At 52.0% G+C, this 19139-nt stretch carries 13 protein-coding genes and 1 pseudogene; 3 read left to right on the forward strand and 11 right to left on the reverse strand.

Features of this window, described 5'->3' with window-relative positions:
* The first annotated feature begins 21 nt into the window (after positions 1-21).
* Positions 22-564: a hypothetical protein gene (locus RB297_RS28690; protein WP_096777212.1), complete on the forward strand. Its 543-nt coding sequence runs from the start codon at positions 22-24 to the stop codon at positions 562-564.
* A gap of 164 nt (positions 565-728) precedes the next feature.
* Positions 729-2234: an alpha/beta hydrolase family protein gene (locus RB297_RS28695; protein WP_375121971.1), complete on the forward strand. Its 1506-nt coding sequence runs from the start codon at positions 729-731 to the stop codon at positions 2232-2234.
* 131 nt (positions 2235-2365) lie between these two features.
* Here the strand turns inward: RB297_RS28695 and RB297_RS28700 are convergent, their stop codons facing one another.
* The 9 genes from RB297_RS28700 to RB297_RS28740 form a co-directional block, all read right to left on the reverse strand.
* Positions 2366-2875: a hypothetical protein gene (locus RB297_RS28700; RefSeq protein WP_375121972.1), complete on the reverse strand. Its 510-nt coding sequence runs from the start codon at positions 2873-2875 to the stop codon at positions 2366-2368.
* Positions 2872-2997 carry a hypothetical protein gene (locus RB297_RS28705; RefSeq protein ID WP_375121973.1) on the reverse strand — a complete coding sequence of 42 codons (126 nt, stop codon included), beginning with the start codon at positions 2995-2997 and terminating at the stop codon, positions 2872-2874. The genes RB297_RS28700 and RB297_RS28705 overlap by 4 nt, the downstream gene beginning before the upstream one ends.
* Before the next feature lie 35 nt (positions 2998-3032).
* On the reverse strand, positions 3033-6167 hold the full coding sequence (locus RB297_RS28710) for a hybrid sensor histidine kinase/response regulator (protein ID WP_375121974.1): 3135 nt from the start codon (positions 6165-6167) through the stop codon (positions 3033-3035).
* A 366-nt stretch (positions 6168-6533) separates the two neighbouring features.
* Positions 6534-9314, reverse strand: coding sequence for an endo-beta-N-acetylglucosaminidase (locus RB297_RS28715; protein WP_375121975.1), 2781 nt, complete (start codon positions 9312-9314; stop codon positions 6534-6536).
* 129 nt (positions 9315-9443) lie between these two features.
* The gene (locus tag RB297_RS28720; RefSeq protein WP_096777216.1) at positions 9444-10967 is read right to left on the reverse strand and encodes an ABC transporter substrate-binding protein; all 1524 of its coding nucleotides are present in this window, start codon (positions 10965-10967) and stop codon (positions 9444-9446) included.
* A gap of 117 nt (positions 10968-11084) precedes the next feature.
* Positions 11085-12032: a carbohydrate ABC transporter permease gene (locus tag RB297_RS28725; RefSeq protein ID WP_009590967.1), complete on the reverse strand. Its 948-nt coding sequence runs from the start codon at positions 12030-12032 to the stop codon at positions 11085-11087.
* Positions 12033-12053: 21 nt separating this feature from the next.
* Positions 12054-12983 (reverse strand): ABC transporter permease, encoded by a 930-nt coding sequence (locus tag RB297_RS28730; RefSeq protein WP_009590960.1) that lies wholly within the window; start codon positions 12981-12983, stop codon positions 12054-12056.
* 271 nt (positions 12984-13254) lie between these two features.
* On the reverse strand, positions 13255-14805 hold the full coding sequence (locus RB297_RS28735; RefSeq protein WP_375121976.1) for a response regulator: 1551 nt from the start codon (positions 14803-14805) through the stop codon (positions 13255-13257).
* Positions 14802-16664, reverse strand: a complete 1863-nt coding sequence (locus RB297_RS28740; RefSeq protein WP_375121977.1) for a sensor histidine kinase — start codon at positions 16662-16664, stop codon at positions 14802-14804. Before RB297_RS28740 ends, RB297_RS28735 begins: the two co-directional genes overlap by 4 nt.
* 435 nt (positions 16665-17099) lie before the next feature.
* Here RB297_RS28740 and RB297_RS28745 point away from each other — a divergent pair, with 435 nt between their 5' ends.
* Positions 17100-17450: a hypothetical protein gene (locus RB297_RS28745; protein ID WP_375121978.1), complete on the forward strand. Its 351-nt coding sequence runs from the start codon at positions 17100-17102 to the stop codon at positions 17448-17450.
* On the opposite strand, the pseudogene RB297_RS28750 reads toward RB297_RS28745, so the two are convergent.
* Together RB297_RS28750 and RB297_RS28755 are read right to left on the reverse strand one after the other, a co-directional pair.
* Positions 17428-17853 (reverse strand): annotated as a pseudogene (locus RB297_RS28750) (uracil-DNA glycosylase); the annotation flags it as partial. The gene RB297_RS28745 and the pseudogene RB297_RS28750 sit on opposite strands and share 23 nt — an antisense overlap.
* A 339-nt stretch (positions 17854-18192) precedes the next feature.
* Positions 18193-18969 carry an AAC(3) family N-acetyltransferase gene (locus RB297_RS28755; protein ID WP_375121979.1) on the reverse strand — a complete coding sequence of 259 codons (777 nt, stop codon included), beginning with the start codon at positions 18967-18969 and terminating at the stop codon, positions 18193-18195.
* Positions 18970-19139: the final 170 nt, after the last annotated feature.

Here is a 19139-nt window from a genome sequence, read left to right on the forward strand (position 1 = left end):
CATATGTAGGAGGTGAAGGAGATGAACGCTTTGACCCATACGACAGCCAGCGTGCCGTGGCAGCGGTTGACGACAGCCTATGGAAGAGGCACGGATATTCCTCGGCTATTGGAAACACGACAATATAAAGAATTGGCCAGCCTGATCGAGCACCAAGGCACCCTGTGGCAGACGACGCCATGGGCCCTGCTTATGCTCCTGCGGGAGCTTGCCAAACAGAAACCGGAGCAGGTCTCTTCAGAAGAAATGGAATTATACTTATCCGTAGCTTCAGCCATAACCGTGGAATATATGGATTCGGCACAAACGGTTGAAACGATGGATAAGCTGCTGGACGAAAGATACTTATGGCCGGAAGACGACGAAGAAGACGATTTGCGATGGGAAGAAGAGGAACCCCCCGGTTATGAAGCGGAAATCTTCATCAGTTATTATTACTTCAGTTATGTGCTGCTGCAGGAAGCGGCTCCTGTTTTCCGAGCGATCATGAACAGCAGCGATCAGCATGCCGACTCCATTTCGGAGCTGCTGGCACTGCTCGAGCCGAAAGATGCCGATATGTAGAAACATGCAGGTTCGGCAAAAAGCGCGAGCCTCCGGTACCGACACCGGAGAATCCTACATAGGACAGCACGGATTTAAACCTTTTTTAAACGAAACCATCCGCTCGTTTTAACCTTGATCCGTTATCATACAAATAATTGCGATAACAAGGAGCGAGCGTGCGTATGAGAGTTCTGGAAATGTTGTGGGTTGCAGCCTGCGTTGCGATGCTGATAATACTGTTGAGCCGTGACACAATAAATCGGAAGGCTGGCGCGATCGTCGGCATCGCTGGCGGTTTGCTGTTCGCCGTGCAGCTGCTGGTCGAGGGATACAGGTGGCAGATGATTCCGGCCTACATCGTCACCGCGTTGCTCTTTGTGTTGGTTCTGTTCAGACGCCGAACGGTCAAGAAACCGCTGCGGTACACGATATGGGGCCTTTCGGTCGTTTTGCTGGGCGGATCGGCTGCCTTATCGGCACTGCTGCCGGTTTTCCATTTACCGACGCCCTCGGGCGAGTTCAGGGTGGGAACGGATACGCTCCATTTCGTTGATGCGGACCGGGAAGAAACGTTTACCGAACAAAAAGGCGACAAACGTGAGCTTATCGTTCAGGTATGGTATCCGGCCGCAGCGTCTGGCCAAGGCGCCGAGAAAGCTACGTTGTTTCCGAAGGATAAAAGGCTCTTTCACACCTATATGCAAGCATATTCCGAATATCTGGGCCTTCCCGCGGCCGCGTTAGACTATTGGAAATACAGCCGGGCCAACGCTAACGGCCATGCCGATTTGCGGCTGGCGAAGAATCCGTATCCGGTGGTGCTGTTGTCGCACGGCATGGGGGTCGGCAGAATTTTGCATTCGTCCCAGGCCGAACATCTTGCCAGCCACGGCTATATCGTATTTGCCATCGATCATACGTACAGCACGGCCGCCACCGCATTTCCCGATGGGCGCGTAACCGGTTTTCTTACGGAACAATCCCAGGAGCGATTATTCGAGGACAGCCGCACTATTTTGAAGGTGTGGAATGAGGATATCGCCTTTGTCACGGATCAGTTGGAGAGGCTTCAATCAGGCGCCGTCGCCAGCAAGTTTAAAGGAGCCTTAGATCTGGACAACATCGGCATGATGGGCCATTCCTTCGGCGGGGCTGCAGCCTTTGAAGCCGTTTATTCCAACCCGCGGATCAAAGCCGGCGTGAATATGGACGGAACGCTATTCATAACGAAGGACCGGGACGACATGGAGAAACCGTTTATGTTCATGGAATCGGAGGATTTTATGAAGGTGAACGAACAGCAGGCGAAGTATCGCCAAACCCCGGCTACGGAAGCCGAGCTCCAAGCACTGGGGTTAACGCGAGAACAATTCGACATGATTCTGGCGAATCGGGAATTGGAACTGAAGCTGATGGATCGCTTATCTCAACAGGGACTAGGACGGACCCTTTATATCGAAGGCGCAGGACACTATAATTTCACCGATCTTCAGCTGTACTCTCCGCTTACCCGCCTGACCGGCATGACCGGAAGCATGAATGGATCTAGGGGAGCCGAAATCGTCAACCGCTACGTGCTGGAATTCTTTAATCAGCATTTGCGCGGAATGGAGAGTAAGCTTCTAACCGGTCCCTCGGAGGAATACCCGGAAGTGAAGTATCCGGACCGGGTGTCCCGCCCTCGATAGGCCCGCTTTCCCCATTTATGAAGACCACGGTTGGCGGGCTTTTCAAGGGTAATGCGAATTTTTCCGTACAATACATCGTGGAAGTGAGGGGGATTGCGGCTCATATGAATGGGGATTACCGAGGATTCCTCTTACGTACCTGATATGTCCTTCTTGTTGTTCATAACCAGCCCATATTTCCTTACGATCCACGAGTCAATCAGATCATTCACCGCTTGTTGACTTATGCGAACAGCCGGCTTCTGCTCCTGCATAGCGTTTGCGGCTTGTACCGAGAAACGAAGCGGCTTGGTCATTTTTTTCATGGATGCTGCCATTTCTTCGAAAAAAACATACGTCAACGGCCGGTGTCCCCGAATATCCTCATACAGATAATACTTTCCTCGTTCATCCTCTGCATCGATTCGAATTCCCTTTGGAAGGGAGAGCAAGACATAGGGTAATTCATCTTCTGCCCACTGTCCCCGGTAGGGGAATGAGACACCTTCATTTCTGACAAAGAATCCGGAGCTTTCATCGCCCTCAGCAATCGAAATAGAATAGACAAAGAAAGGGTGGTAATCGGGCCTGTCCTGCGCCGTAAAATACTGATAATAGGTACGATACGCCTCAGTCACCTGATCCAGATCATGCTGGGTCATGGCATTTTCGTACGATGAAATTTGGCCTGTTTTTGCTCAAAGCGTGCCAACATTTGGTTGAATTCTTCCGGCGTTATTAAAAATTTCAGTTTATAAAATCCGCTGTTTTTCAATCTCTCCATTCATCTCACCGCCTGATATCGTTTTATCCCGGGGTTTAGATGCGTGCATGAAAAGTAACCCGGGTTCCTTCGCCTAACCTGCTCTGAATATGAAGCCCTGTTCCGAAGTGCCGTTTTAATCGCTGGTCCGTATTGATCAATCCGACCCCGGACTGATGATTCGCTGTTCTCTCTAGGATTCGCTGCAATTGAGCTTCATCCATTCCGATCCCATCGTCCTGAACGGTTATCTCGGCATGCGTGGCATGGACGGAAATTCGAATATGTATGGTTCCCCCATAAGTGCGCTTCATGACGCCATGCCTTATCGCATTTTCGACCAAGGGCTGGATCGAAAGGAACGGAATTTGCAAGGCTCCGCAGTCGTCTACCTCCCAAACCACCTGCAGCCGATCTTCAAACCGAACCTGCTCGATATAAAGATACGAGCGTACCAGGCTCAGCTCCTCCTCGATCGGTACAAGTCCAGCCGTGTCTTGGAATCTGAATTTATATCTCAGAAAGTTGCTGAACTCCTCAAGCAGATTCCGCATCTTGTCCAAATCAACGTCGCTTAGGGCCGTCACCGCATTTAAAGCATTGAATAAAAAATGAGGCTGGATTTGCGCTTGCAGCCATGCCGCTTCCAGTCGGAGCTGCTCCCGGACGGTTTGTTTAATCGTCGTTAAGGCCTCAATCCTCGACCTGATTTCCAAGGCCTCCACCGGCTTGGTCACATAATCGTTGGCCCCCGCCAAAAACCCGCTTTGGATGTCTTTCGGTTGGCTTCTTGCAGTAAGCAGCAGCACAGGTAGCTCCGTGAGCGTAAACCGCTCGCGAATCCTCCGCGTCAGCTCATACCCGGACATCTGCGGCATCATAATATCGGAGATGACCAAATCCCACGCCTTCGCATCCAGTACAGCCAACGCTTCTTTACCGCTTGTTGCCATCGTCACCTCGTATTCGTCAGGAGGCAGTATGGCCTCAAGCACCTGAAGGTTGACGGGATCGTCGTCAATGATGAGCAGGGTCGGCCGGTTACTTCTCCTTTCGGGCAAAGCTCCTTGTATCGCGGCTGTCGGGAAGATCTCCTCTTTTTGCAAACCGGCCCCAATGGTATCCTGCATCGGCATGGACGGCAATGTTGGCGGTCCGTTAGAGTTCGAATCATGCTGCTCTTCCTCTGTTTCGAGCCCTGCCAGCTTTAACGAAAACGTAAATATCGAGCCCTCCCCTGGAACGGAGGCCACCTCAAGCGTACCACGATGAAGCTCAATGAGCTGCTTGCTTATGCTTAGACCTAGCCCAAAGCCGCCTTCGATCATGGTCTCGCTGGCGCTCGCCTGCTCATACGGAAGGAACAAGCGCTTCAGCATGGCTTCGTCCATTCCGATCCCCGTGTCGGCAATCGCGATATAGGCTCTGTCGTCCTCTGTAAAAGCTTGAATCGAAATATACCCTTCATTCGTATATTTTACGGCATTATGCAGCAGATTGAACACGACTTGAATCATCCGGTTCTCGTCCGCCAAGACGGGAGGGAAATCCTCCGGGATCTGATTGACGATGCTGACCGACTTCACTTCCGCGTTAAATTGCAGCATATCCATCACCCCCGTCACGATGGGCTGGATCGATACGGCCTTTTTCAGCAGCCTCGGATTGCCATCCCGCAGACTCATGACGTCCATCAAATCGTTTAATATTAGTGTTAGACGACGTCCGACGGTCAGAATCGTTTCAAGCTCTTTCACACTCCTGTCCTGCAGCAAAGGCCGTTCCCGGTTCAACACGGATTGCGACATGTTAAGCATGCTGTGCAGCGGATTTTTGAACTCATGGGACGTGTTCGCCAGGAATTGATCCTTATGGTCATTCACTCTTTGCAAGGTTGCGGCAATCTCTTTCGTGTTCGCATGCATTTTGAAATAACCCTTAAACCATACAGCGGCCAAACATCCCATCGAAAGGATCAGGTCAAACGGATAATGGGCAACACTTAAGGCGCTTTCCCGCAAGAACAACGCCCACAGGAAATGATGGACCAACGCAACCATGGAAAAAAGCAGCAGCAAATGGTCTTTAATGCCCTTGATTACGGTTTTGGTGATTGCGATGATCGTGATGACGGCCGTTACGCAGCCCAACAGCAAATAAACCGGGAATAGCATGATCACCTGAGGCGGAGCCAAGAACAAGGTAATGCCTGCAGTTCCTAAGATCGTGACGGCATAAACGGGATAAACCCTGTTCCAATAAGAGAGTTCGCGATGATTCGTGCATTCCAGCAACGCATAGCATCCAATCATAAAGGCGGCATTGGACAACCGAAAATCCCAATCGCTGTTGATGTATATGAATTGATGGAACAGCTTCTCATCCGTGCTCAATATGCTCGAAAGGGTTACGCAGAGGGTCAGCAAGGAAAAATACAGCAGCCTCTTTTCCCTATTCCCCAGTAAAAATAAAATGAGTGCATAAACGGAATGCATAAGGAAGATAACGGCTCCCAGTGTTTGCATCGAAACCGAGAGTTTCATTTCTTTGGCCACGGCTTCCTCTGAACCCAATTTAATGGACCTGGCTATGCCGCTGCTTCGGCTATCCACATAATTGGCCGCCTGAATCACTAATTCGATGACGCCGTTGCCGTCCGCCGTAAAGCTTGTAGTATACGGCAGGTTCTTCGCGGTATAGGCTTCCTTCGTGTCCGCCACCCGCCCGGATTTGGCAAGCAAACGTCCATTGACATATAATTCGGATGACGAGCGTACGCTAGGCACGCGAATGCTATAATTCAGCTTCTCCTCGGGATTCACTAGAATACGCAGGCGATAGGAAGCAAATCCATATGGAGACGCTTTGCCATTACCATGCAGAGCTTGATTCCATCCCCCCGGAACCGCAATCAGCTTCGGCTTCGGCCCGCCTGATGCACCCTGCCCGCTCCCATCCAGCAGCCACTGCATGGGATAAAACTCCCACTCTCCGTCAAGCAACAGAATGCCGCCTTCTTCGGCATCCCATTCGCGCAAATCGAGATGCCCCTTCTTTATCGTCACCTGCTGTTGATCAGGGAACACTTCCACCCACAGCATGCGCATGCTCGATAGAATCACTATGAGTAATCCTATTAACCATAAAATGTGGCTCTTTTTTATTTGGTGACTTGGTGGGCTCTTTGCCAAGAGATATTCCTCTCCTAATCCACTTTAATGTAAGCATAGCTCCATTATTTACAATTGCAAACCCAAATGAAAGAACAACCATTGATGACTGCCATGCCATCAATGGTTGTTTGTTCTACTCATTATTTATCGGTCAGACCGGTCACTTTCAGCATTCTTGCCATCAATGCCGTCCTCAGCTTGTGTCATTTGCGCAGCATCCATATACTGTCCTACATAAGATTAACAACCCTATCTATACAAAATCTATACACGACACGCTGGCTCAGGGGCCTAAACGGCGCTTCTATGACGGATCGGGACGATATAAATAACCAAAAAAGAGTGTTCCCCCATGAAGGGAAACACTCTTTCTAGTCATCCGTACTATTTCAAGCCCAGCACTTCAACATCGTAAATCCGTGCAGCCGTGTCCCCGCCCTGTGTCGCCTTCTCGATCTGAAGACGCACGTACCGTGCGGAGGTAAGTTCGATGGCATGGCTGCTGATCCCTTGCGTGTTGTCTTTGACCGAGACGGCATCCTTCCACTCCTTGCCGTCCGAGCTTACTTGAATGGAGAAAGCCCGCGTGTTGAACGCGGCAGGCTCGCCTCCGGCTTCCGCGTGCTTGATCACGAATTCGCTGACCTTGTGCTCGGCTCCCAAGTCTACCGTCAGCCAGTGCGGCCCGTCTCCGACGGCACACCATTTGGTGGCGGCATTGCCGTCCACTGCAAATGGCGGCGCTTCCTTCTCGTTCACGAAGCTGGATGCGGACGCGCTTTTGCCAAGAGCAAGGTTGCCGACGCCGTTCTCGGCTTCCCGGGTTACCGTGATGAGCTTCTTCTGGATCCGATCCTCGCCAACGCTATTTTTAGCGGTCAGCGTGACCTCGTACGTTCCTTCCTCGGGATAGGTCACTTTAGGATGCTGGTCCGTACTGGACGCCGGCTGCCCGCCAGGGAAGCTCCAGCTCCAGGACTCCGTCACTTCCGAGGAAAGATCCGTGAATTGCACCGTTTCTCCCGGCGCAATCAGGGTTTTATCCGCCTTGAAGGCTGCCGTCGGCTTCGGATATTCCGGCCAGTCGAAGCTGGCGGATGCCGCCTTTCCTTGCTGGTAGTGGCGGTTTACCGGAATCACAACCATTTTGGTTGCCTCCTCCTTAAGCGAACGCTTCATTTCCGGTACGTAATAAACGGTATTTCCCGTCATGCCCATCAGTTCGTACTTGCCGTCCGGATGGATGCGATAAACCTGATAGTACAGTACGTCTTCATTCTGTTTCGGCGCTTCCCACGACAAGCGCGCATCACCATATATTCCATCGCGGAAATCATTCTCGATAACCTTCAAATCGGTTACCGCGTGCGGTTTCTTCGCCTTGTCGTTCACCTGCGTAACCGCCAGGCGGCCGATGTTGGCCCGATAATCCGCCTGATCCGCCGCGGACTCGAATTGAAGCGAGATTCCGGCAATCGTGCGGCCTTTATACTTGTTCAGCTTGACGCTTCCCTGCTTCCAATCCTGATTCGCGCCCGTGGCGGTCCATTTGCCAGGCTCGAAAAATTCGTACCGATCCGGCGCATCGGAGAATGCCAAGCCGATCTTCACCTTGGCGTCCTTGGCATTGTCGGCATACACGAGTGATACTTCCGTGGTCGCTTCCACCGGGATATTCGCCTTATACAGCTTGAGATGGGTGGAGGAGCCTTTGCTTACGGCACCCGCCACTTGAAGCGAGCTGCCGCCGTAGTAGGATTTGCTGAAATCAAATCCAGGCTTGAGGGCTTCACCCTTTCCATTAGTTTCCGCGATCCAGCGCCAGGTCGGCAAAATATCCTGCAGGCTCCGGTTGCTCCAATCGCGGCTTCGCATCACCTTGCCGTCCACCGCAAACAAATGGCCGTTGCCCGTATTGAAATGGGTGACGAATTCGGAGTCGGTCAGCACGGTTTTTGCAACGACATCATGGGCAATCCCTCTCCAGGCAAGCGGATCGGTCCCTGCAGGCTGTGACGTGTTCGCTGGATTCATTCCGGGTCCCACCCAGAAAATCTGCTCCTTATTCATGTACTCCTCATGGGTTTCGGAGCTGTTGTACGCCCAATCCGGACGGTAAATGCCCAGGGAGGTCGTGGCTTTCTTCCCGTCCGGGAACAGAACCGGCCAATTGAACCTGCCTTCGTAGCCTTTCGCCTCCACGTCGATGCCGGCATATAGATCATACGGACTGCGGCCAAGCTCCGCCGCTTTGGCCGGGGAGTTCAAGAACGGAGTAATGTAATCGTATTGGCCGTTCTTCTCGTCTTTGAACTGCCAGCGGAAATCGATGAACATGTTGTCGGAAACCCGCTGATTTCCCTGTTGGAAGAACATTTCGTTCTTATCCGTCAGGGCCCCCTGCCACTTCACCGGTCCCTCCTTGATCATGGAATCGTACCAGATCACTTCCATGCCGGGTCCTTGGTTCTGCTGCAAGTAAGTCAGAAACTCAGCCATCTTGGCCGCATCTTCCGGCGTTCCGCCCTGCGTTTCCTGATTGATGAACCAGCCGTCGAATCCGTAGTACGTCGCTACCTCGATCAGCTTATCCGCAACCGGGAAAGAACCGTCCTCCCGCTGCTTTAACAGATCATGCAGCCACTGGATTTTGCCTCCGTGCTCGGTTTGCGGCAAGAAAACGGTTCCAAAAACAGGAACCCCATTCTTATGGGCCGCATCGATGACGTCGCTGCTTGGCGGAACGATTAATCCTTCGCCTGCGGAGCCGCCCCACATGACCAGCTTGTCGATGTACTGCCAATTGCTGAACGTATAGGTATGGAACTTCTCCGAGCCTTGCGAAGGAGCTCCGCTTGTGCTCGGATACATGGAAGCGATCGATAGCACCTTTACTTCTTCCTTGGCGTTGCCGTTTACTTTGCTTCCTTGGATGCGCTGATCCTCCAGCTTCACCGTTCCCCGGTTAAAACGGGCATCCTTGTCCTTGGACGGCGACCATTCCAGCAGCGTGTTCGGATACCAATACGACGAATGCGGCTGGGCCGCTTCGGCTTCTCCGGCAAAGCCCGTCAGGGATGCGGCAAGCAAAGCCGTGCTCATCCATGCCGCCATTCTGCGCTTCCACTGGGTTCTTGCGTAATAATCCGGTTTGATTCGTTTCATGGGGAAACCTCCTATTATTCGAAGATCATTTCGCTTACGCACATTGGAGCCTTTTTCGGTGAAGTAAGAAAGGACAGAGAGAAACGGCCGTAAGGAACAGCCGCTTCTACCCTTCATACCCTTTACGGATTACTTGTTTTGAGCCTTCCACTCATCGAACTGCTTTTGAGCTTCGGCGATCACTTTGTCGATGCCGGCATCCTGGAACTTTTGTTTAGCTTTCGGCAGATATTCTTCAGGATCGACGGAGCCGGTGTACAGCGCCGGAATAAATTCCTTGGCTACGTTCGTGATGGCCGCGACCTCCGTTTTGACCGGAGCCGTGTCGAAATTAAAGCCGAATGTAGGCGCCACTACGGCAGAGGTGTTGAATTTCTCGAATGCTTCCCATTTGTCCTTCGGCTCGCCTTCGTGAAGGTACGTCAGGAACATGTTGCCGAGCGCGAAACCAGGCATCGCGTAGTTCTCCTGCATGGCAGGCATATCCTCGATATACGGCTCTTCAAGCTTCTTGTAGTGCGTTCCTTCCAAGCCGTATTGAATCATGTTCCGGAGTTTCACGTCCGTGTTCAGCAGGTTCAGGAACATCATCGCCCGCTCCGAATTTTTGGAGTAAGAAGAAATGGCCATCATCGAACCTGCTGCGGAGCTGGTGTAAATGACAGGATCATGCATCGGTCTGGTCACGATGTCATAGCCCGCGTTTCTGGACCAGCCAAGCTCTGCGTATGGCTGCGTAATTTCGCGGTCCACGAGCCATTTGCCGGTTTTGATGTTGTCGATGCCGTCCAGCGTTGCAATGTCCTCACGCACATAGCCCGCTTTATAGTATTTGCGCATGGTCGTCAGCGCCGATTTCAATTCAGGCGAATCCAGCAAATTCACGAATTTAAAGTCCTCGGTGTCCAGATACATGCCGATCGGAATTTCATCGCCGAGCGGGTAGTCAAACGGCATGTACGGTTTAAAGCCTTTCGGTACGGCAAGCGGCGTAATTTCCGCAGGCTCGTTCTCTTTAATCGTTTTGAGAAGCGGTTCCAGATCTTCAAGCGTGGTCACCTTGGAAATGTCCAGGTTGTACTTATCCAGATACTTTTTGTTGAAGCGCCATACAAATTGCTGTGCCAGTTCCTTGTTGGCCGGGATGCCATAGTTGACGCCGTTAACCTTCGTTCCTTCCAGGAAACGGGGATCCAGTACTTCCTTAATGCCTTTTCCGTACTGATCGAGCAGTTCGTTCAGCGGCTTAAACGCGCCTTTTGCCGCATTTGGAAGGTAATCGAACGCCCACGAGCTGGTGAAGGCGATGTCGTAATTCTCGCCGGAGCTCGTAATCACCTGCATCCGCTGGCTGTAATCGCCCCAGTCGATCATGCTGATTTCGATCGTTGCATTGATTTTTTCCGTCAAATATTTATTGATTTCCTCTTGAACCATAGGCAGGTCTTTCTGATTTGGCCCGATCATGTACATTTTCAGTTTGACCGGATCCAGTTTGGAGGCATCAATGGTGCCGTCGCTTTGGACAGCCGCCTCTTCCTTCGCTGGTTCACTTGGCTTACTGCCGCCTTCCTTGCTGCCGCAGGCCGACAGTACAACGGTCAGCAGAAGCACGAGAGCAAGGGACAGTAAAGAAATCTTCTTCTTAAACATGAGTTTTTCCCCCTGTGTCACTTAATGGTTATTGCTATATTGATACCGCTTACACACCCGGGACATGAAAGCCGGATTTCTCCGGCAGTGTGCGCTTGCGGGTTCAACCTTATGAAATTATCCTTTGACCGAGCCTACGGTCAGACCCTGGACAAAATACCGCTGGAAGAACGGATACGCCATGACGATCGGCAGCGTGGCCAATACGACCATCGCCATCCTTACCGTCTCCGTCGGCAGGCCGGCGGCCACATCGAACGAGCCGATATTCTGCGCATTCTTCGTCAGGAAGTCCATGTTCTTCTCGATCTGCATGAGCATGAACTGCAGCGGTGGCGTCGCCTGCGGATTGTTATAATACAGCAAGGCGTTAAACCAGTCGTTCCAGTAGCCCAATGAGCTGAACAAGCCGATGGTGGCGATCCCCGGCAGCGAGACCGGCAGGACGATACGGATAAAGGTCAGAAATTCGCCGGCGCCATCGATTTTGGCGGACTCGATAATCTCATCCGGAATCGTCGTTTGAAAAAAGGTCCTCATGACGATGATGGAGAACGCGCTCAAGGATAGCGGAAAGATTAGCGCCCAGATCGTGTTCTGCAGATGCAGGAACTGGGTCATCACGATATAACCCGGTACCATGCCGCCCGAGAACAACATGGTGAAGAACGCCAGAAAGCTGAAAAACCCTCTAAATTCAAAGTTTCGGCGGGACAAGGCATACGCATAGGTCGTAACCAGCGCCAGACTCACCAGCGTTCCCAGCACCGTGACCAGGAGCGTCAAGCCGAATGAGGACAGCAATTCGCTTCCCGTTTTGAAAATATACTCGTACGCGGCCGTGCTGAACTGGCTCGGCAGCAGCCTAAAGCCTTCCAGGACCAGCGTCTGTTCGTCCGTCAGGGAAATAATGATAACAAATAGGAACGGAAAGATACAGGAGAACGAGAAGAGCCCGATCACGATATTGAAAATCGTATTCCACAAAGGGGAGATGGCATTATAGTCTCTCTTCCTTGAACGCTTGGCCGACTGGCGGGCGGTTTGCGTTGATAGCTGCGACATTGAAGTTACACCTCCCTCGGATTAGAAGATCGCATGATCTTTTTCGATTTTTCGAACGATATAATTGGCAACCAGAATCAGAACCAGTCCGACAAACGATTGGTACAAGCCCGCTGCCGTGCTCATGCCGATGTCTCCCATGTTGATCAGACCGCGGTAGACGAAGGTATCGATGACGTTCGTAACCGGGTACAGCGCGCCCGAATCCTTCGGAAGCTGGTAGAACAATCCGAAATCGGAACGGAAGATGCCGCCGATCGCCAGTATGGTCAGGATGATCATGAGCGGCTTCAGCAGCGGAATGGTGATGTACCGCACCTGCTTCCACTTGCTGGCGCCGTCGATGACGGCTGCTTCATAATAAGACTTGTCGATCCCTGTGATAGCCGCAAGATAAATAACGCTGTTGTAGCCTACGCCTTTCCAGATGCCGACAAAAATGATGATGAAGGGCCAATACTTCGCTTCCGAATACCAGCTGATCGGCTCTCCTCCGAAATAGGTAATGATTTGGTTCAGCGTTCCTTTGTCCACGCTCAGAAAGGTGAACGCAAAATAACTGATGATGACCCACGACAAAAAATGCGGCAGAAACATGCCGGTCTGATATACCTTGGCCGTCCGCTTGTTGACAAGCTCGCTCAGCATGATCGCAAACCCGACCGCAATGACCAGGCCCAGAATGATAAAGGCGAGGTTATAAAGAATCGTATTTCTCGTAATGATATAGGCATCATTGGTCGTAAACAGATACTCGAAGTTTTTGAATCCTACCCATTCGCTGTTGAACACGCTGGCGAAGAAACCGTCCGGGCTGATGCGGAAATCCTTAAACGCGAGCACGGTACCGAACATGGGCAAGTATGCAAAGATCAGAAACCAAATGGTTCCGGGCAGTATCATCAGCAGCATGAACCGGTTGCGTATAACCTTTTTGATGAACCCCGACATGGGCACTCCTCCTCTTCCCTGTTAAATGCAAGTGATGCGACCGAAGCTTTAAAATGTCCCATGATCGTTGTCAATGCGGCTTTATCCAAGAGCCGGCCGTTATCTTCTCACTCGTCCTTTAACTACTTTCATTGTGCCAAGTAAGCGCTACCGCCCTCAAGTTGAAAAATACTAGAACGGGATGGATAAATTAAAGAATCCTCCACAAACAACAAGAAAAACAGGCCAAAGCGGATTCGCCTTGAGCCTGTCGCAAAGAGAAACGTTGGTGTTAGATCCGATACATGGACCTCATCTCGGTTGGAGATACGCCCGTATATTTTTTGAACTGCCTGTAAAAGTACGAGCTGTCCGTGTAACCTACGCTGAAAGCGATATCCGCCGTCTTCTGATCGGTATGCAGCAGGAACTGCGACGCTTTCTCGATGCGGTACTGGTTCAAATAATCCGAAAAGCTTGCGCCGACCTCCTGCTGAAAGAGCTGCCCCAAATAATTCGGATGCATCTGCAGCCGCTGGCTCAGCGTCTTCAAGGATAGCTCTTCCGGATAATGGTGCTGCACCTGCTCGACAAGGAACGATACATGGGGGCTGTACCCCTGTTCCGCTTCCTGCAGGCGCTGGAGGCTGCGCTCGACAATGCGCCATACATGGCTTCGGAGCCCCTGGAGCGTATTGATCCGGTGCATTGGCGTGAACACCTCGCTGTAGTCGGGGCTTTTCTCCACATCCTTTGCCGCTATCATCAATTGGACAGCCGCATTCATGCAGGCTCCCCTGTGTACCGTCTGCGCCCCGCTGCCGCCGTCAAGAACGGATTCGATGTAGGCCTGCAAGGACGAAACATCGCCTTCGATCAGCAGCTTCGCGAAGGCATCGGGGCGAACCGACGGCGAAGATGCCGGATCGGACTCCGGTTCCGCAGGCGGATGGTACAAGGTCTCTTCATCTCCTGCAATCAGGCGGGCGTTGAAGTGGCCTTTCGCTAGCCTGTAGCTCTCCTGAATATCTTTAAAATCATGGACAGCCGCATGACCTTCGGCGCACCACATGCGCAAGCCGGTCAACTGCCGCAGCTTGGCCATGGCTCCTCGCATCCCTTCCCGCGCAGCATCCTTCCGCTCCTTCATCGAGGCCGTCAAAACAACGATGTCGTCATCCGCATCGGGGAAACAAATGACCTCATGATCTCCCCCAAGCTCCTCCGAAAGAGCTTGGCAGCATTCATCCGCCAGGCTGGTCAGGCGGAAGAGCTGGGATACCGAGCGCTCGTCGGATATGAGCCGCAGCACGTTAACCTGGTATGACGGATAATGCAGCGGAATGCCGAGAAGCTCGGCTCTTTGCTTGAGCTCCGAGCTTTTGATTTCGCCGTTCACCCATCGCTGCAAAATATTGCTGCGGAGAACCTTCCAATCCTCCTCGGAGCGAAACCGCTTCAGCTCCTCGCGTTCCCAATCGCCCCGGATATGCTTGATCGTTGCTTCCAGCTCCTCGATGTTGATCGGCTTCAAAATGTAATTTTGGATGCCGAGCGTAATCCCTATCTTCACATATTCGAATTCCTCATACCCGCTAAGCACAATGAACTTGGTGCGGGGATGCATGGCTTTCACCTTCTTAATGAGCTCGAGTCCGTTCATTCTTGGCATCATAATATCCGTGATCAGCAGATCCACAGGCTCTTCCTTCAATTTCTCTAGCGCCTGCAGCCCATCGTTGGCCGAACCGGACACGTGCAGATCGTATTCCTGCCAATCCACAATCGTGGCCAATCCCTGAGCAATCAAAGGCTCATCATCAACAAAAAATACGCTCCTCATGTCGTCTCCCCCCTGCGAAGCTTCGGTATTTCCATGCGGACCTCCGTTCCCTGCCCCTCCGTGCTGCGGATGGTCACGCCGTAATCGCTTCCGTAATTCAGAACGATCCGTTCATGCACGTTCATCAGCCCGATCGACCGGTAGCCCTTGTCGGGAGGCTGGAGAACCTTGTCCAGCGTCTGGCGGATCTGGATCAGCTTTTCCTCCGGTATGCCCGTTCCGTTGTCCGAGACGGTGATCACGACCCGGTCCTCTGCCCCGTGGGCCCGGACAGAAATTTTATTGTTGTCCTCAAGCGGACGGAATCCGTGAACGATATAGTTTTCCACGATCGGCTGGATGAGCAGCTTGATAATGCTAAGGTTTTGGATTTCCGGGTCGACCTCAATTTCCGTCTCCAGCCGCCCTTCATAGCGGATGCGGAACAAGTCGAGGTAAACCGAGCACATATCGATCTCCTCTTCAACGGTAACCATCGTGCTCTTCTTCACCATGTTCTTGAACATGACCGACAGGCTGTATATCATTTGGCCCACTTCCTTCGCTCCCACGAAATACGCCTTCATGCGAATGGATTCCAGCGTATTGTATAGGAAATGGGGATTGATCTGCGACTGCAGGGCAACCAGCTCCGCGTTTTTTTGCTTGATTTCCGAGGTGTACATCTTATCGATGTACTGCTCCAAACGGTCGCCCATGTCGTTGAACCGGCGGGAAATTTGCTGCAGCTCGTCTTCGCCGGACATCTGGATGCGCGTCGACAGATCGCCTTCGCCGATGCGGTTCATCGAGCGGATGATCCGCTGCACTTTTTTGGAGAATTTTCGAACGATCGTGAACGTAATTGCAAAGCTGGCCACCATAAATACAAGCGTGACCAGGATCAGTCCGGTCCTCAAACTCTGCGTATTCTCCTCGATCGAGGATTTCGACACGATACCCACCACCGACAAGCCCGCATTCCCGACATTCAACATGTTCACCTTGGAGGGTTCGTCCAGCTCCACCCAGTCTCCGGCTTTTTCCGGTTCCAAGTGGTAGGGATAGGTTTGACCGTAATACACATCCTCCGAGTCGTAAATCACGGTTCCCTGGGCGTTCAACACCATGATCCGGCCTTTGACCGAAGCTCTGCTCTCGAGCCAGGTCGATATTTGCCGGGCGTCGAACTCCACGTTCAACATGCCTACCCGTTCCAGGGTCCAAGGGTCCTTCAGCTCTCGCGAATAGGAATAGGACCTTGCACCGGAGCCTGCGGCTGAACCTGAAAGCTCGTTTAGCGGCATGGTATCCCAGCTGTGCTGCTCCCGGCGGGCGAACCAGTTCTCCCACTTGCTTTTGGAACCGGATTCATTATTCAGCTGCTGGTTGGTCCGGCTGATGTGCATATAAAAATCGTTCGGATAACTGTAGATGGACACGCTTTTGGCGCTGGGCTCCTGCTCCAGGTAATTCTTCAGCAGGGTATTGAAGGACCGCAAACGCTGCTCCCCCGTCTTTGTGTACAAATCCAGGCGGTATTTGAGGTAACTCTCATATTCGTTGTTCAAAAAATAGATCAGCTCGTCGCTCAGCGTGGCGTCGCCGTAAATCTGCTGGAATATATTCTGGATGCTCTCATACTGCCGGCTCAAATAGATATTCAGGACATGCGCGGATTTGAGATTCGCATCCGTCTGCTCACGGAGTATGCGCTGCGTTTGGTATTGATAGACCAAGGTCGCCGCAATCGCGAACAGCACGATCATGACGGCCGAATACAGCACGACGATTTTGTTGAACATCTTTCGCTTCAGATGGTTTAAATAAAATTGGCGCAGTCTGAAAATATGTAACACACCCTGTTCTATAATGGTCACTTCGGCCCCCAGTGTACACCGTTTCCGTAAACCCGGCAATTGCATTCTGCAGCTCTGTGAACGAGCGCTGCTGTACCAAGACGGCATGGATGGGCTATGCCGGAAACGGCAGGCTGGATTCCGTTCGTCCCCACCGAACGTGTTGCAGAGTCGCTAGGCATGGGAGTGGATGTGCCGAATCCTTCAACTTGCCCGCATAGGAGATCCAGAGGCAAACAAGAGGTTTTGCTGAAGAGAACGCGCAGAACCGTATCGCAGGTTTTCGAGGATCCGTCGTTTATGAAAGAAGGCTTGGCATGTCGCTGCTTAGATAACGTCCACCTGCCGCGAAACTAGAGGAATGCCCTGCTGGATGTTGAATATCTATTAAGGATCCGTGTTAGCTACTGCCGTGTTCCCGATGAAGGAAACCTTTACGAACCGAGGATATGACCGATGAAACTTCAATTCCTATATAACGAATATCTCAATCTGAAATTCAATAGAGGATTACCGTCCACTCCGATAGGCGGCTTTGAATACGGCCTTCTTGAGGACGGTGGCGCTGCATTATTCTTTGCCGAGCGTAACGATGAGGCTTTTGTGGAGTGGACGTATGAATTGCAGCCGAGGGACGCCCATTATGTTGCGAGTCCGGACTGGAAGCCTGTGCTGTCCGACTCTTTTAAACAGCTGGACGTCTATGATGAATTGGTATTCTATTATCTGCTGTTTACGATCAATGCAACGACGTCCATAGCCAAGATCAACCCGTACAATGCCATACGGCCAGCGGATGATAGGTAAAGCCAATCGGGATTCCTTCAAATTCATGCCAGCTCCCCCGCAGCTCCTTGACGGTGGCATTCTCCTTCTGCGGGAATAATCCTTCGACTACGACATTGCCAAAGCCAAACAATACGAGCGGCTGCTTCTGAAGGAGCTGCGACTGCAAATGCGGAAGGCATGCCGCTCGGGTTGCAGGCTTATCATAAGCACGGGTTGGCCGGCGTTTCAGCAAATAGGTGACGTAAACCGAGTGGATATCCATGCCCGCTTCCCTCATGCCGAGTTGGAGGGTTTCCCGGGTCCCGCACAAGAACGGGTTACCCTTCCGGTCCTCCCGTGCTCCCGGATTATCCAGGATCATCATCAGCGAGCCTTGCGGATTGCCTTCCCCCCAGATGACGCGATTCCGCTGTCTGCACAATTCGCAGCGTTCTCAATGCTTCATATCTTCGGGCGCTTGCTCTTCTGGCAAGATGACACAGGGATGATTCGTTTCCGTAGACATGCCATTCCTTCCTTTCTGTCGCATGCAATGGTTCCATTATGCCCACCTGCCACCTAATGTAAAAACTTCCCTCGCCTATATTCGGTCAGGTCGCCAGCAGAACGAACACGGAATCCAGCGGGATCGGCCTTTATCTGTCTAAACAGTTAGTTGAGAAGATGAACGGGAAAATGGATGCAGCGTTACAAGACGGCTGGTTTATTCTTAACATCCATCTTCCCATCCATCGCAGTCACATACGATGAAAGTCCTCGTCTAAACGTTATGCATGGTATGGTCCAAGGGTTGATTATCCGAGAACAAGTCCGGATTGTCCTTGAGCATTTCCGTTATGACATCGGCCACCGCGGCCGCATCGCATACCCGGACGACGGCATCGCCAAGATGCCCCTTATGCATCGCGCCCCGACTTTCCAGGACCTCATCGACCTTCCAAAAATGCTCCGACCACGACAACCCGCAATGTCTGCGGGAAGGCACCGGGATTTCCGTTCCATCCGGTAAAACCGTGTACAGCTTCTCATGGCCATCCGTTAACCTGCCCGGGATGTCCACCCACTCCTCGACTCCATGAATAAAGGTGTTGCGTTTTAAATCGACACCCACTAACAAAATCGTCGCCTTGCGGTCAAGCAGCTTGCCCCAAGCGGATCCTCTAGCGCATGGCGTGTCGAAACGATGGTCGTCGTTTGTGAACGGGATGGCATCCTGGCCCAGTGCCGCCACGGAATGCGTGGGGTGCAGCGAACGCACCACATCCGGACGTTTGCGAAAAAGCTCCGGCAGGATTCCGACGCAGGATGGAGATTGGTCTACGTAAAATTTCGGATTATCCGCATTGATATAAGACCACGTGTGGGTGGGCAGCACCAGCAGCCCCTCTTTCATATACGCTGTCAGCGCATCGAGGACCGTGTCCGCGCCGCCTTCGACCGGCCCCATGCTCTTCATGGAAGAATGGACCAGCAAGGTCCCTTTTCCGTCAATGCCCAGCTGCTCTAATTGCTTCATTAAGCTTTCCCATGTATGCATGTTCTTCTCCTCCCGGCCAGGATATCTAAACTGGCTGTCACTAATATTTTTCGATGATTTCCCAGTGCAGTTCCGCGGATGTATCTCCTTTTATAGGCTTTTACATACGATACGTCCATGATATAGAGGACTGGGAATATTTGCAATGAATGCACGTTGGTTCTAACGTT

The organism is Paenibacillus sp. CR_12, assembly GCF_041953985.1.
GTDB lineage: Bacteria > Bacillota > Bacilli > Paenibacillales > Paenibacillaceae > Paenibacillus_AQ > Paenibacillus_AQ lautus_A.